Source organism: Pseudodesulfovibrio sp., assembly GCF_028692895.1.
GTDB lineage: Bacteria > Desulfobacterota > Desulfovibrionia > Desulfovibrionales > Desulfovibrionaceae > Pseudodesulfovibrio.
Map to the genome: position 1 here is coordinate 24,778 of NZ_JAQUWN010000005.1, position 13,683 is coordinate 38,460.

At 65.4% G+C, this 13,683-nt stretch carries 14 protein-coding genes; 8 read left to right on the forward strand and 6 right to left on the reverse strand.

Translation table 11 applies throughout. The features are described 5' to 3' along the window. Positions 1-17: 17 nt before the first annotated feature. Entirely contained in the window at positions 18-1,001 is a 984-nt protein-coding gene (locus PHP91_RS02190) for a 3-dehydroquinate synthase II family protein (protein ID WP_300136185.1), read from the reverse strand. A gap of 17 nt (positions 1,002-1,018) precedes the next feature. Beyond that, a complete protein-coding gene (locus PHP91_RS02195) occupies positions 1,019-1,816 on the reverse strand; it encodes a 2-amino-3,7-dideoxy-D-threo-hept-6-ulosonate synthase (protein ID WP_300136186.1) in 798 nt (265 codons plus the stop codon). A gap of 535 nt (positions 1,817-2,351) precedes the next feature. Between PHP91_RS02195 and PHP91_RS02200 the strand changes: the two genes are divergently transcribed. From PHP91_RS02200 to PHP91_RS02210, 3 genes are all read left to right on the forward strand, one after another. Further along, positions 2,352-3,701 carry an ammonium transporter gene (locus PHP91_RS02200; protein WP_300136187.1) on the forward strand — a complete coding sequence of 450 codons (1,350 nt, stop codon included), beginning with the start codon at positions 2,352-2,354 and terminating at the stop codon, positions 3,699-3,701. Positions 3,702-3,749: 48 nt separating this feature from the next. Next, a complete protein-coding gene (locus PHP91_RS02205) occupies positions 3,750-4,082 on the forward strand; it encodes a P-II family nitrogen regulator (RefSeq protein WP_300136188.1) in 333 nt (110 codons plus the stop codon). A gap of 127 nt (positions 4,083-4,209) precedes the next feature. Beyond that, a complete protein-coding gene (locus PHP91_RS02210) occupies positions 4,210-5,451 on the forward strand; it encodes an EAL domain-containing protein (protein ID WP_300136189.1) in 1,242 nt (413 codons plus the stop codon). A gap of 18 nt (positions 5,452-5,469) precedes the next feature. On the opposite strand, the gene PHP91_RS02215 is transcribed toward PHP91_RS02210, so the two are convergent. Then, positions 5,470-6,345, reverse strand: coding sequence for a hypothetical protein (locus tag PHP91_RS02215; protein WP_300136190.1), 876 nt, complete (start codon positions 6,343-6,345; stop codon positions 5,470-5,472). Between the two features lie 161 nt (positions 6,346-6,506). On the opposite strand from PHP91_RS02215, the gene PHP91_RS02220 reads away from it, so the two are divergent. From PHP91_RS02220 to pgm, 5 genes are all read left to right on the forward strand, one after another. Next, positions 6,507-7,745: a M48 family metallopeptidase gene (locus tag PHP91_RS02220; protein ID WP_300136191.1), complete on the forward strand. Its 1,239-nt coding sequence runs from the start codon at positions 6,507-6,509 to the stop codon at positions 7,743-7,745. 74 nt (positions 7,746-7,819) lie between these two features. After that, positions 7,820-8,311, forward strand: coding sequence for a cyclic nucleotide-binding domain-containing protein (locus tag PHP91_RS02225; protein WP_300136199.1), 492 nt, complete (start codon positions 7,820-7,822; stop codon positions 8,309-8,311). Positions 8,312-8,386: 75 nt separating this feature from the next. Then, positions 8,387-8,890, forward strand: coding sequence for a cyclic nucleotide-binding domain-containing protein (locus tag PHP91_RS02230; protein WP_300136218.1), 504 nt, complete (start codon positions 8,387-8,389; stop codon positions 8,888-8,890). Between the two features lie 4 nt (positions 8,891-8,894). Then, on the forward strand, positions 8,895-9,398 hold the full coding sequence (locus PHP91_RS02235; protein ID WP_300136219.1) for a cyclic nucleotide-binding domain-containing protein: 504 nt from the start codon (positions 8,895-8,897) through the stop codon (positions 9,396-9,398). Continuing rightward, positions 9,398-11,050 carry a phosphoglucomutase (alpha-D-glucose-1,6-bisphosphate-dependent) gene (gene pgm, locus PHP91_RS02240; protein WP_300136220.1) on the forward strand — a complete coding sequence of 551 codons (1,653 nt, stop codon included), beginning with the start codon at positions 9,398-9,400 and terminating at the stop codon, positions 11,048-11,050. The genes PHP91_RS02235 and pgm overlap by 1 nt, the downstream gene beginning before the upstream one ends. A 71-nt stretch (positions 11,051-11,121) precedes the next feature. On the opposite strand, the gene PHP91_RS02245 is transcribed toward pgm, so the two are convergent. From PHP91_RS02245 to panD, 3 genes are all read right to left on the reverse strand, one after another. Then, positions 11,122-11,967: a DUF169 domain-containing protein gene (locus PHP91_RS02245; RefSeq protein ID WP_300136221.1), complete on the reverse strand. Its 846-nt coding sequence runs from the start codon at positions 11,965-11,967 to the stop codon at positions 11,122-11,124. Positions 11,968-12,105: 138 nt separating this feature from the next. Continuing rightward, on the reverse strand, positions 12,106-13,275 hold the full coding sequence (metK, locus tag PHP91_RS02250; protein WP_300136222.1) for a methionine adenosyltransferase: 1,170 nt from the start codon (positions 13,273-13,275) through the stop codon (positions 12,106-12,108). Positions 13,276-13,303: 28 nt separating this feature from the next. Next, complete coding sequence (gene panD, locus PHP91_RS02255; protein ID WP_300136224.1) at positions 13,304-13,681, reverse strand: aspartate 1-decarboxylase; 378 nt, start codon at positions 13,679-13,681, stop codon at positions 13,304-13,306. Positions 13,682-13,683: the final 2 nt, after the last annotated feature.

A 13,683-nucleotide genomic window follows, 5' to 3' on the forward strand; every position in this document is an offset into this window, starting at 1 on the left:
CTCCGATGCGGGGGGCCTCAGCCCTCCTTGATTTCCTCTTTGATGCGCATGCCGAAGTGGCGGCCCGCCTCGTCGGTCCTGACCAGGATCTTGTCGCCCTCCTTGAGGGTGACCACGGACACGGGCGCGCCCTTGTCCGAGACCACGCGGATGGTCTCCGCGTTCTGGAGGAAGACCTGGCCGGTCTTGACGCCGTCCGGGGTCCTGACCTCGGCGGTGATGAGCAGCATGGGCCGGACCTCGACCTTGACGCGGCCCACGGTGGCCAGGGAGGTGGCCCCGTCCGCGCCCACGATGAGCACGTCCGTGCCCGAGCGCAGCTCTTCGAGGTAGGTGGTCTTGTCGCCCGGCATCTGGGTATAGGCGTGGACCGCGCCCGCGTTGATGCGGAAGGGGCGGGCGGCCACGTAGGGGTTGGACTCGGTCTCGGCGTGGACCAGGAAGGTGAAGGCGGACGAGTTGCCCACCAGCATGCCCTGGCCGCGCTTCAGCATGGAAATGGTGTCCACGCAGACGCGGTGGCCCAGGCCGGTGGATTCGATGGCGGTGACGGTGGCGGCTTGAAGGTCCATGGTTCCCTGCGAGAGTTTGAGTTCGGCGACGATGCGCTTGAGGTCGGCCGCGCCCTCGGGCAGGACGACCACGGTGTCGCAGCCGCGCTCCAGGATGCCGGCGGCCAGCACGGCCCGGTCCAGGCTTTCGCATTCCAGGGCCAGGGAGTCCACCTGGGCCAGAATGTTCTCCACCGGGATGATCTCCCATCCCTTCCTGAGGACAACGCTCTTGCCATCCTTGACAGCCTTGACCGCGACCTCCTCGTCGGCCTTCTCCTTCAGCTCGACCACGGTCATGTCCTCGGGGGTGATGACCGTGACCCGGCCCAGGGCGCGCACGTCGTCGGCCTTGGCGGCCTCGACCATCACGGCGTCCACGCCGGATTCCAGGGCCAGGGTGACCAGCTTCTTGTCGAAGGGGACGGATTTGAAGATGACTCTTTTCATGGGACGGTTCCGTATGGTTATCCGTTGAGGTGGTCGAGGGCGGCCTGCACGCTTTCGTCCTGGTGCACGATCATGTTCAGGGCCTCCACCAGGCGGGTGGGGTTCTCGTGCTGGAAGACGTTGCGGCCCACGGACAGGCCTGCGCCGCCCGCTTCCAGGGAATCATGCACCATCTGAAGGAACGCCTCGGTGCTGTCAAGTTTCGGTCCGCCCGCGATGACCACGGGTACGCAACAGGCGTCGCACACCTTGCCGAAGGTGTCCACATCGCCGGTGTAGGGGACCTTGACCACGTCCGCGCCCAGCTCGGTGCCCACGCGGGCGCAGTGGGCCACGACCTTGGGATCGTATTCGTCGGTGATCTTGGGGCCCCTGGCGTAGATCATGGCGAGCAGCGGCATCCCCCAGTTGGCGGCCGCGGAGGAGACCGCGCCGAAGTCGGCGAGCATGGCGGCCTCGGTCTCGTCGCCGAGGTTGCAATGGATGGACACGGCGTCCGCGCCCAGGCGGATGGCGTCCTCCACCGAGGCGACCAGGGCCTTGGCGTTGGGGAAGGGCGAGAGCGAGGTGGAGGCCGAGAGGTGGACGATGAGCCCTATGTCCTTTCCCTGGGCGCGGTGGCCGCAGCGGACCAGGCCCTTGTGCTCGATGACGGCGTTGGCCCCGCCGTCCACCACCTTGCCCACGGCCTCGCGCATGTCAACGAGCCCGTCGATGGGGCCCACGGTGACGCCGTGGTCCATGGGCACCACGATGGTGCGTCCGGTGTTGCGGTTGATGATCCGTTCCAGTCTGATCGCTTTGCCGATGTGCATGGTCCTTGCTCCCTTGTTTCCTTCCGGGCTGCCTGCGACATGGCCGGGGCTCCTTAACGACAAGGGCCGCCGGCTTTCGCCCGCGGCCCTTGAAGAGGTTCCTTTTCGTGTTCGTCCCGCCAACGGGATTACAGTGCACCTCTCTCCGGACCGCGTGCGCGGCAATACCAATAACCAAAATAAAAGTTGGTAAAGTATGCGGAGCGGGGGGTGGTGTCGATCATGAAATATTCTCTACACGCGCAGCTTCATCCTGTCAACCGGAAATTCCAGCGGGAATTCAAGGGGATGTCATATAACATCAATTTATTATGCGACCGATGGTCATTTTCCATGCTGAATGAATATTGACAATTTTGATGTAAAATTGTTGCTTCAAAAATGTAATAAATAACAAATTTGCAAAAAATCGCCTAGTCAACTTGGCTTAAAAGTGGCTATTTTGCGCTATTAGTCACAAAAATCGACTTTGGCACAGCTCTTGATAGAGGGTGGGCAGGTTTGAACGCATCCCACTTCAAGGAGGAGTACCGTAATGTTTTTGAGAAAGTCCCCGACCCCCCTGTCCAGGAAGGTTATGGTGATGATGGTGGCCATGGCGGCCATCCTCGCCCCGACCCTCGCCTTTGCCGATGAGGTGGAGTACCTCACCCAGACCAATGCCAACATCCTTTGGACGCTCGTGGCCGCCATCCTGGTCATGGTCATGCAGGCCGGCTTCGGCTGCGTCGAGTGCGGCTTCACCCGCGCCAAGTCCGCCGGCAACATCATGATGAAAAACTTCCTCGACTTCGCCGCCGGTTCCATCTGTTTCTTCCTGGTCGGCTTCGGCCTCATGTTCGGCATCGACTCCGGCGGGTTCTTCGGCACCTCCGGTTTCGCCCTGGGCACGCACCCCGACGGCTGGTCCTACACCTTCTGGTTCTTCCAGTCCGTGTTCGCCGCCACCGCCGCCACCATCGTTTCCGGCGGCATGGCCGAGCGCACCAAGTTCTCCAGCTACATCATCGTCTCCATCGTCATCAGCGCCTTCATCTACCCCATCTCCGGCCACTGGGCCTGGGGTTCCCTGTGGCTCGGCGATGACGGCGCCGGTTGGCTCGAAGGCCTCGGCTTCTGCGACTTCGCCGGTTCTTCCGTCGTCCACTCCGTGGGCGGCTGGATCGCCCTGGCCGGAGCCATCGTGCTTGGCCCGCGCATCGGCAAGTACACCGAGGACGGCAAGGCCAAGGCCATTCCCGGCCACAACATCCCGCTGGCCGCCCTCGGCGTCTTCATCCTCTGGTTCGGCTGGTTCGGATTCAACCCCGGCTCCACCACCACCGCTGACGACACCATAGGCCTGATCGCCATGAACACCTCCCTGGCCGCCTGCGCGGGCACCCTGGGCTCCATGTTCATCGCCTGGTTCCGCTTCGGCAAGCCGGACATCTCCATGACCTTCAACGGCTGCCTGGCCGGCCTGGTCGGCATCACCGCACCCTGCGCCACCGTCACTCCCGGCTCCTCCATCATCATCGGCCTGGTCGCCGGCGTGCTGGTGGTCCTGGCCATCGAGTTCATCGACAAGGTCCTGAAGGTCGACGATCCCGTCGGCGCGTCTTCGGTCCACGGCGTCTGCGGCGCCTGGGGCACCATCTCCTGCGGCCTGTTCAACACCGACGGAGGCCTGTTCTTCGGCGGCGGCTTCGGCCAGCTCGGCGTGCAGCTCCTCGGCGCGGGCGTGTTCTTCGTCTGGGCGTTTGGCGCCGGCTACATCCTGATGAGCGTGGTCAAGGGCGTCTTCGGCCTGCGCGTCACCAAGGAAGAGGAACTCAAGGGTCTGGACATCGCCGAGCACGGCTCCGAGGCCTACAACGGCTTCCAGCTCTTCAGCAACGAGTAGCCCGGCACCACCCATACGATCTGCAGCCATATCAAGGAGAATAGTACAATGAAGCTTATCATAGCATACATCAGGCCCGAAAAGCTCAACGACGTGAAGCAGGCCCTGTACTCCAAGGAGATCTACTCCCTGTCCGTCACCAACATCCTGGGCTCCGGCCGCCAGAAGGGCTTCACCGAGACCTACCGCGGCGTCCAGATGGAAGTGAACCTGCTCAAGAAGGTCCGGCTCGAAATCGGGGTCAACGAGGACTTCGAGGCCAAAGCCATCGAAGCCATCCAGACCGCGGGCGTCACCGGCAAGGAAGGCGACGGCGTGATCTTCGTCACCGAACTGACCCGGGCCCTGCGCATCAGGACCAACGAGGACGGCATCCTCTAGGCCAAGAAGCGGATTGCGACACGATATGAGCGCCGGGGCGGCCCTCTGCCCCGGCGCCGATCCGCAAGAACGAAAACGACCATTCGGCGCTGCGAGAAGGCGGTGGTCGGAAAAGCAGAGTCTCACAATGGTTGAAGCCGTGGCGAATCTTCAGGAAATTTTAGACAACGAATCGATTCTCATCCACTTCCAGCCGCAGGTGTCGCTCAAGAGAAAGGCGGTCATCGGGCTGGAAGCCTTGAGCAGAGGTTTCGACCCCCATACCGGAGACTTGATACCTCCAACCCTGCTGTTCGGCCAGGCCCGGGACGGAGCATCCCGGCTCGCTCTGGACCGGGTCTGCCGAACCAAGGCCGTGGAGGCCTTCGCCGCACTGCACCGCCGCGACAAGTCCGTCATGCTCTCCCTGAACCTCGACGCCTCCTGCATCAACGAGGAGACGCGCGGCTCCAACCAGGTGCTCAAGCTGGTCAAGCACTACGGCGTCAACCCCAACAACGTCATCATCGAGATCATCGAGTCCCGCTGCAAGGACCTGGACGCCCTCATGGATTTCGTCCGGTTCTACCGCAAGAAGAACTTCCTCATCGCCCTGGACGACGTGGGCGTCGGCTTCTCCAACCTGGACCGCATCCCCCAGGTCCAGCCGGACATCATCAAGCTGGACCGCTCCCTGATTACCGACGTGCAGCATCATTTTCACAAGCTCGAAGTGGTCCGAAGCTTCGTGCAGATGGCCCAGCGCATCGGCTGCCTGGTGCTGGCCGAGGGCGTGGAGACGGCGGACGAGGCCATGTGCCTGCTCTCCAACGGCGTGGACGTGTTCCAGGGATTCTTTTTCGCCAGGCCCGCACCGGGGCTGGACGCCGTGCCCGGCATGGCCGAGAAGATGTCCGCCCTGGCCGAGAAGCATCGGGAGAACCAGACCCGGCTCATCGCCCGGCGCAAGCGGCTCTACTCCAACTACGATCTGCTCATGCTGACCATGTGCCACTCCCTGGCCGAGGAGCCCACGCGCGGCCTGGACCGGGCCATGACCCGGTTCATCGACGCCTATCCCAACGTGGAGTGCCTCTACGTGCTGGACATGCGCGGCCGCCAGGTCTCCGACACCCTGTGCAACCCGGACAAGCTGAAGAAGAGCAAACGGCTGCTCTACGAACCCGCGCGCATGGGCGCGGACCATTCGCTCAAGGAATACTTCCTGCCCATCCAGGCCGGGCTTGAGAAGTTCACCACCGAGCCCTACATCTCGCTGGCCTCGGGCAACCTCTGCACCACCATTTCCCACGTCTTCTACCACAAGGGCGGCGGCAGGCATCTCATCCTGTGCTCGGACATGAGCCGCCAGGACGAGTCCCTGTTGTAGGCCCCGCTTCCGGGCGGGCTAGAGCTTGATCTCGCCGGTCCCGCCGGACGGCGGCGCGGGCTTTTGGGCCGGTTTGGCCCCGGAGGAGCTGAATATCTTGGGCTCGGCCAGCTTCATGAGCTTTTCCGCCTCCGCGTTGAGCGGGTTGCGGTCCAGGGCGGCTTTGGCGTTGTTGTAGACCAGGCCCCAATCCCGTTTCTTGAGGTGGAGCTTGGCCAGGCGCAGGTAGAGGTTTTCGCTCGCGCCGATGCGTCGCATGGCTTCCTTGATGGCCTCCATGGCCTTTTCGTCCTCGTTCAGTCCCTCGTAGCAGAGGATGAGGGCGCTGTGGGCCCGGGGGTCGCTCGCCCGGTCCGCAAGGGCCTTGTTCAGGTACTCCACGGCCTCGGCGAACATGCCGAACTGGGTCAGGCGGTTGCCGATGTCGGAGTCGATCCCCTCGATGTCCTGAAAGAACTCGGAAATCTTGCGGTAGAGCTTGCGCGCGTCGAGCTGGTTGCCCGCCTTGACCAGGGCGGCCGCCTTGACCAGGTTCTCGTCGAGCACGGAGAGGCGTTTGCGCACTTTTGTCAGGCGGGCCTTTTCCGTGGCCTCCTCCAGTTTCTTGTGCAGGCGGACCAGGATATGGTAGAAGGGGCGTTCGTTGCCCCGCGTGTACTTGAGCCCCTGGGGGAAGAGGCGCTTGATCATCGTCATCTTGTTGAGGTCCCGCAGGGCCTCGTCCAGATGGGAGTAAATCTCGAATTTTTCCGTGCCGAAAATCTGGCTGGTCAGGATGCCACGGATGGCGACCGCCAGGCAACTGAGCGTCTTGAGGTAGTCGCTCTTCTTGGCGTAGGCCCTTGCTCGGGCGATGTTCTCGCGTATGTCCTTGGCTGTGACTTTTGGCGGCATGGTTCTATGGATGAGAGGTTGAACAATACCCGCTTGTTAATACAGTGCGTCCAATTTATCAAGCTGTTCGGGCGACTTCGTCGATGTATCCGGGGATGTCCGATTGACGGCGTTGGGCCGCGCGGCTACCCTTGCCCCTCCCTCTCAACCCCCGGAGCGCCATGAACTGCCACCTCGTCGCCGTGATCGCCTTTCTGGCCGGAAGCTGGCTGCTGCACACGCTTTCCGCCATCCTCGACGTCCTGCGTGCGCCCCCTCGGGTCCCGCCCGAGTTCGCCGATGTGTTCGACCCCCCGGCCTACGCCAGGGGGCTGGCCTACCGACGCGCCTCGGCGCGCCTCTCCGTGATCGCCGACACCTGCGGCACGGGACTGCTCCTGGCCGCGATCCTTCTGGGCGGGTTCGCCTGGCTGGACCGGGCCGTGCGCGCCCTCGGGCTCTCCCCGCTGCCCACCGGGCTGTGCTACCTCGGCGCGGTGGCTCTGGCCGCCTCGCTCTCCGGGCTGCCCTTCGACGCCTGGCGCACCTTCGGGGTGGAGGCGCGCTTCGGGTTCAACAAGACCACCGTGGCCACCTTTGTCCGCGACCGGCTGGTGGGGCTGGCCCTGAGCGTGCTGCTGGGCGCGCCGCTGGTGGCGGGCGTGCTGCTGCTCTTGGATCGGGCCGGGTCGGCGGCCTGGCTGTGGTGCTGGGCTCTGGTCACGCTCTTCTCCCTGGGGGTGACCTACGTGGCGCCCACCTGGATTCTGCCGCTGTTCAACACCTTCACGCCCCTGGAGGAGGGGCGCCTGCGCCGTGCCATCGAGACCTTCGCGCGCAGGGCGGAGTTCGAGGTGGGCGGCATCTTCGTCGTGGACGGCTCGCGCCGCTCCACCAAGTCCAACGCCTTTTTCACCGGCCTGGGCCGCCGCAAGCGCATCGCCCTGTTCGACACCCTGGTCCGCGACCACGCCGAGGCGGAGATCGTGGCCGTGCTGGCCCACGAGGTGGGGCACGCCAAGTGCGGCCACATCCGCAAGGGGCTGGCCGGGAGCGTGCTTCGCACCGGGCTGCTCTTTTTTCTCATGTCCCTGTTTCTGGACAGCCCCGGCCTGTCCGAGGCCTTCGGCATGGCCCAGCCCACCGCCTACGCCGGGCTTGTCTTCTTCCTGCTGCTCTACACGCCCATCTCCCTGCTCCTCGGCGTGGCCGCCAACTGGATCTCCCGGCGGCGCGAGTTCGAGGCGGACCGCTTTTCGGCCCGGACCACGGGCGATCCGGCGGCCCTGGCCTCGGCCCTCAAGCGGCTTTCGGTCACCAACCTCTCCGACCTGACCCCGCATCCCCTGACCGTGTGGCTGGAATACGGCCACCCGCCGGTGCTGGCCCGGCTGCGCGCTCTTGCCGAATTTGCGAAATAATGGTGTCGCCACGGCCGGGAAAATATGACAAGTGAAGACATAATGCTCCAAACGTCAGCCGCGGGGAGGGCGACATGCAGGAAATACCGTTCGACGCCGACAACCAGGACATATTGGAGCGGCTGCGCGCCGTGCCCGTGTTCGACTCGCTGCCGGACAACTACATCCGCCAGGCCATGCGCGTGGCGGCGGTCCGGCGCTACGACGCCGGGGAGGTGGTCATCGAGGAGGGCGAGTTCGACAACCGGGTCTTCTTCCTGATCTTCGGGCTGCTCGACATCTCGGTCAAAGGCAACACGGTCGGCACGCTGAGGCGGCTGGGCGACGTGTTCGGCGAGATGGGCGTCATCGACGGCAGCCCGCGTTCGGCCACCATCACGGCGACCCGGCCCTCCCTGGTCATCACCCTGGACGACACGGCCATCGGCGCCCTGGGCGAGGTGAGCAAGATTTTCACCCAGGCGGTCATGTACCGCCTCTTCGCCGAGGTCCTGGCCGTGCGCCTGCGCGAGGCCAACTCGGAGATAACGCGGCTGCACGAGGAAATCCTGCACCTCAAGGGGTAGGGCGGCGAAAGGCTCATCCTTCCGCTTGGAATCCCGGGGGTGTTTCTGATAGGGTGGGGGCGTGGAGAACCCCGAGTGAAAGATTTCCCCTTTGATCCCGGCGACCGGGCCACCCTGGAGCGGCTGCGGCGCATGCCGGTCTTCGACGCCATGGACCCGGAGCTGCTGCCCGCGCTGCTCAAGCTGGCCCGGCTCCGGCGCTATGACGCGGGCGAGGTCATCATCGCCGAGGGCGACACGGACCAGTTGGTCTATTTCCTCATCTTCGGCCAATGCGCGGTCAACGTGGACGGCATGGACCTGGCGGCCATCTCCCGGCCGGGCGACGTGTTCGGCGAGATGGGCATGGTGGACGGCAAGCGCTCGGCCACCATCACGGCCGGGAAGCAGACCCTGTGCCTGGTCCTGGACGGCTCCTTCCTGGACCGGCTGCGGGGCGTGGACCGGCTGGCGGCCCAGGCCCTGTTCTACCGAATCTTTTCGGAAATCCTGGCCGGGCGCATCCGGGCGGCCAACGCCCGCCTGCTCGGGCTGGAAGAGCAACTCAAAGACCTGTCGGTCCCTGGCCCGACCTTCTGACGCCATGCGCAGCATTCCCTTCGATCCCGACGACGGCGCCCTGGTGGAGGCCGTCCTGCGCATCCCCGCCTTCGCCCCCCTGGGGGCCGGGCGGCTGGCCGACGTCATGCGGACCACGACCATCCGCGACTATGACGAAAAGGAGCGGGTCATCACCCAGGGCGAGACCGACCGGTGCATGTTCTTCCTCATGGGCGGCCGCCTGGCCGTGGAGGTGGACGGCATCGAGGTCAGCGTCCTGGAGCGGCCCGGCGTCGTCTTCGGCGAGATGGGCGTCATCGAGACCGCGCCGCGCTCCGCCTCGGTAACGGCCCTGGAGCCCGCCCGCTGCCTCGCCCTGGACGTGGCCTTTTTCGACCGGCTGGAGGGACGCGCCAAGCTGGCCGTCCAAGCTTTTTTCTACAAGATGTTCTACGAGGTGCTCGTGGAGCGGCTGCGCGAAACCAACGAGCGTATCGCCGACCTGGACATGCAGCGATTCGTGATGGAAAACATGGAGATAGATTGATGGCCCTGCACGAACTGGCGGGCAAGCCCGCGCCCAAGGAACTGCTGATCGACATCCCCGCCCTGGTGGACGCCTATTACGACGTCCATCCGGACCCGGCCGACCCGGCCTGCGCCGTGGCCTTCGGCACCTCGGGCCACCGGGGGAGTTCCCTTGACGGCAGCTTCAACGAGGACCACATCCTGGCCGTGACCCAGGCCGTGTGCGAGCACCGGGCCTCGCGCGACATCGACGGGCCGCTCTTCCTCGGCATGGACACCCACGGCCTGAGCCTTCCGGCGCTCAGGACCGCCCTGGAGGTCTTCGCGGCCAACGGCGTGCGCGTCCACATCCAGGAGGGGCTCGGGTTTACGCCCACCCCGGTCATCTCCCACGCCATCCTGACCTGGAACCGGGGCCGCGTTGCCGGCCTGGCCGACGGCGTGGTCATCACCCCGTCCCACAACCCCCCGCGCGACGGCGGATACAAGTACAATCCCCCCTCGGGCGGCCCGGCCGGGAGCGAGATCACCACGGCCATCCAGAACCGGGCCAACGAGCTCCTGCGCACCGGCCTCAAGGGCGTGAGGCGGATGCCCTGCGAGCGCGCCCTCCGGGACGACTCGGTCACGCACTACGACTACGTGGCCCCCTACGTGGCGGACCTGGAAAACGTGGTGGACATGTCGGCCATCGCCGGGGCCGGGCTCAAGATCGGGGTGGACCCCATGGGCGGCTCGGGCATCGCCTACTGGGAGCCCATGGCCGAGCGCTACGGACTCGACCTGGTCATCGTCAACAAGAAGGTGGACCCGACCTTTTCCTTCATGACCGTGGACAAGGACGGCAAGATCCGCATGGACTGCTCCTCGCCCTACGCCATGGCCTCGCTCATCCGCCACAAGGACAACTACGACATCGCCTTCGGCAACGACCCGGACTACGACCGGCACGGCATCGTCACCCGCAGCTCCGGGTTGCTCAATCCCAACCACTACCTGGCCGTGGCCGTGGACTACCTCTTCCGCCACCGGCCCGGCTGGTCGGACTGCGTGGCCGTGGGCAAGACCATCGTCACCAGCTCCATGCTCGACCGCGTGGCCGCCGGGGTGGAGCGGGAGCTCTACGAGGTGCCCGTGGGCTTCAAATGGTACGTGAACTGCCTGCTGGACGGCACCTGCGCCTTCGGCGGCGAGGAATCCGCCGGGGCCAGCTTCGTCCGGTTCAACGGCGCGCCCTGGACCACGGACAAGGACGGCATCATCCTCGACCTCCTGGCCGTGGAGATGACGGCCCGCACCGGCCGGGACCCCGGCGAACGCTACCGGGCCCTGACGGAACAGTACGGCGCGCCGGTCTATGAGCGCACCGACGCCCCGGCCACGCCCGCGCAGAAGGCGGCCTTCGCCTCGCTCACGCCCGAGATGGTGGCGGCCGACACCCTGGCGGGCGAGGCCGTCACCGCCCGGCTGACCCGCGCGCCCGGCAACAACGCCCCCTTCGGCGGGCTCAAGGTCACTACGGAGAACGGCTGGTTCGCCTCCCGCCCCTCCGGCACCGAGAACATCTACAAGATCTACGCCGAGTCCTTCAAAGACGCGGACCACCTCCGGGCCATCCAGGCCGAGGCCAAGGCCATCGTGGGCGCGGCCTTCGAGAAGGCGGGCGCGTAGGCGACCGGGCTCGGCCCGCTCCCGCGGCATGAAAAAAGCGGCCTCCTCCGGGAGGCCGCTTCTGTTTCGGGCTATTCCTCTTCGCCCCAGGCCTTGGCGCTGCGGGCGACCTTCTTGCGCACTTCCTTCCACGCCCCGTCCACGCCGAACATGGACTGGGGCAGGGCCGCGAGCATCTTCAGGTAGAGCGTCCACGGCACCGTGAAGGTCAGTTCGTCGGTCTTCATGAACTTGCGGGCAGAGGGGTCGAAGCCGCCGATGACCGCCTTTTCGACCCCGAGCTCCCGGTAGTAAAGCGGCCAGGATACCATGTTGGTGCACCCCGCGCCGAAGGGGGCGGCCACGCATTCCATGTCGCCGGTGGTGAAGGTGGCGTGGGTGAAGAGGCCGCACAGGACCTCGGGCCGGGCGAAGAAGATGACGAACTCCGGCGTCCGGCCTTCCGCAAAGGCGGAGAGGGGCTTGAAGATGCAGTATTTCGCCGGGGGCGCGGGCGGCTCGACCTTTTCCAGGAAGCCGCGCACGGCCTCGGGGGAGGGCAGGTAGCGCTCGCCGTGGACCGGGGAGCCCTCGTAGCCCGTGGACACGTAGTGCTCGATGAACCGCAGCGGCGGGTTCATCATGGCGCAGTAATAGGCCCCGCCGAAGCAGCCGTATTCCTCGGGCGAGACAAAGGCGGCCGCGTGCTTCTTCCGCGCCAGCCAGATGTTGCCCATGACGCAGGAGAAGGTCTTGAGGACCTCCCGCATGTCGAGCTCGCCCCGCTCCTCCCGCTCGCGCGAGATGGGGACGCCGGGCTTGGGCCCGTATGCGTTCTCCGGCTTGACGTCGTCGTAGTACATGCCGAAAGGCTCTTCGCCCAGGCCGAGGTGGTCCAGCAGCCGTATGGTGTCGGTCAGGATCGATTGCAGGGTCATGGCGGCTCCTTTTTGTCTTCGTCATAAAGTGTTTGCGCCGGGGCGACAAGCCCGGGGCGCGCGGAGCCGGGACCCGCGCGCAAAAAAAAACGGCCCCCGCCAGGCGGAGGCCGTTTCGATTGCACTGGTTCGGCGCGGTTAGATCTTGCAGGCGGTGCGCAGATCGTCCACGGCGTCGGTCTGCTCCCAGGTGAACTCGGGGAGCTCGCGGCCGAAGTGGCCGTAGTTGGTGGTCTTCTGGAAGATGGGGCGGCGCAGGTTGAGGCGCTCCAGGATGTGGTAGGGCCGCATGTCGAAGACCTCGGTGACGGCCTTGGTCAGTTGCTCGTCCGAGACCTGGCCGGTGCCCTGGGAGGAAACCACCACGGACACGGGCTGGGCCACGCCGATGGCGTAGGCGATCTGGACCTCGCATTTGTCGGCCAGGCCTGCGGCCACGACGTTCTTGGCCACGTAGCGGGCCATGTAGGCGCCGGAGCGGTCCACCTTGGACGGGTCCTTGCCGGAGAACGCGCCGCCGCCGTGGGCGCCCGCTCCGCCGTAGGTGTCGTTGATGATCTTGCGCCCGGTCAGGCCGCAGTCGCCCACGGGGCCGCCGATGACGAACCGGCCGGTGGGGTTGATGTAGGTCTTGAGCTTGTCGTCGAGGAGTTCCTCGGGGAGGGTGCTCATGACGACTTCCTTGAGGATGGCCTCCTTGAGGTCCGCGTAGGCCACATGGGCGTCGTGCTGCGAGGAGACGACGACGTTGTCGATGCGGATGGGCTTGCCGTCCTCGAACTGGACGCAGACCTGGGTCTTGCCGTCGGGCCGCAGGAAATCGAGGATGCCCTGCTTGCGCACGTAGGTCAGGCGGCGGGAGAGCTTGTGCGCGTAGTAGATGGGGGTGGGCATCAGGGTCGGGGTCTCGTTGGTGGCGTAGCCGAACATCATGCCCTGGTCGCCCGCGCCCTGTTCCTCGGGCTTCTGGCGGTCGACGCCCTGGGCGATGTCCGGGGACTGCTTGTCGATGGAGGAGATGACCGCGCAGGTCTGCCAGTCGAAGCCCATGGTGTCGGCGGAGTTGTAGCCGATGTCCTTGATGGTGTTGCGGACGATCTCCGGGAAGTCGGCATAGGCCTTGGTGGAGATTTCGCCGGCGATGAAGGCCATGCCGGTGGTCACCAGGGTCTCGCACGCAACGCGGGCGTTGGCGTCCTGGCCGATGATGGCGTCCAGGATGGCGTCGGAAATCTGGTCAGCGACCTTGTCGGGGTGGCCTTCGGTCACGGACTCGGAAGTGAAGAGATACTTGCCTTGGATCTGCATGTGTCCTCCTTAGGGAACGGATGATCGTCTAGAAATCGCCGACGAGCTTGCACTCGATGATTTCATCGACGGTATTGTCGGTTTTGGTCACGACCACGAGGGGCTTGCGGGTGCCGAACTCGGCCTCGTCGAGCCACGCGTAGGCGGCGATGATGACGCGCTGGCCCACCTTGCCCTTGTGGGCGGCCGCTCCGTTGAGGCAGATCTCGCCGGGGCCGCCGGGGATGGCGTAGGTGGTCAGTCGTTCGCCGTTGTCCAGGTTGTATACGTCCACCTGCTCGTAGGGGAGCAGGCCGACGGTCTTCATGAGGGCGCGATCGATGGAGATGCTCCCCCGATATTCCAGGTTGGCGCAGGTGATGGTCGCGCCGTGAATCTTTGCGCTCAGAAAGCAGCGTTGGGACAAAG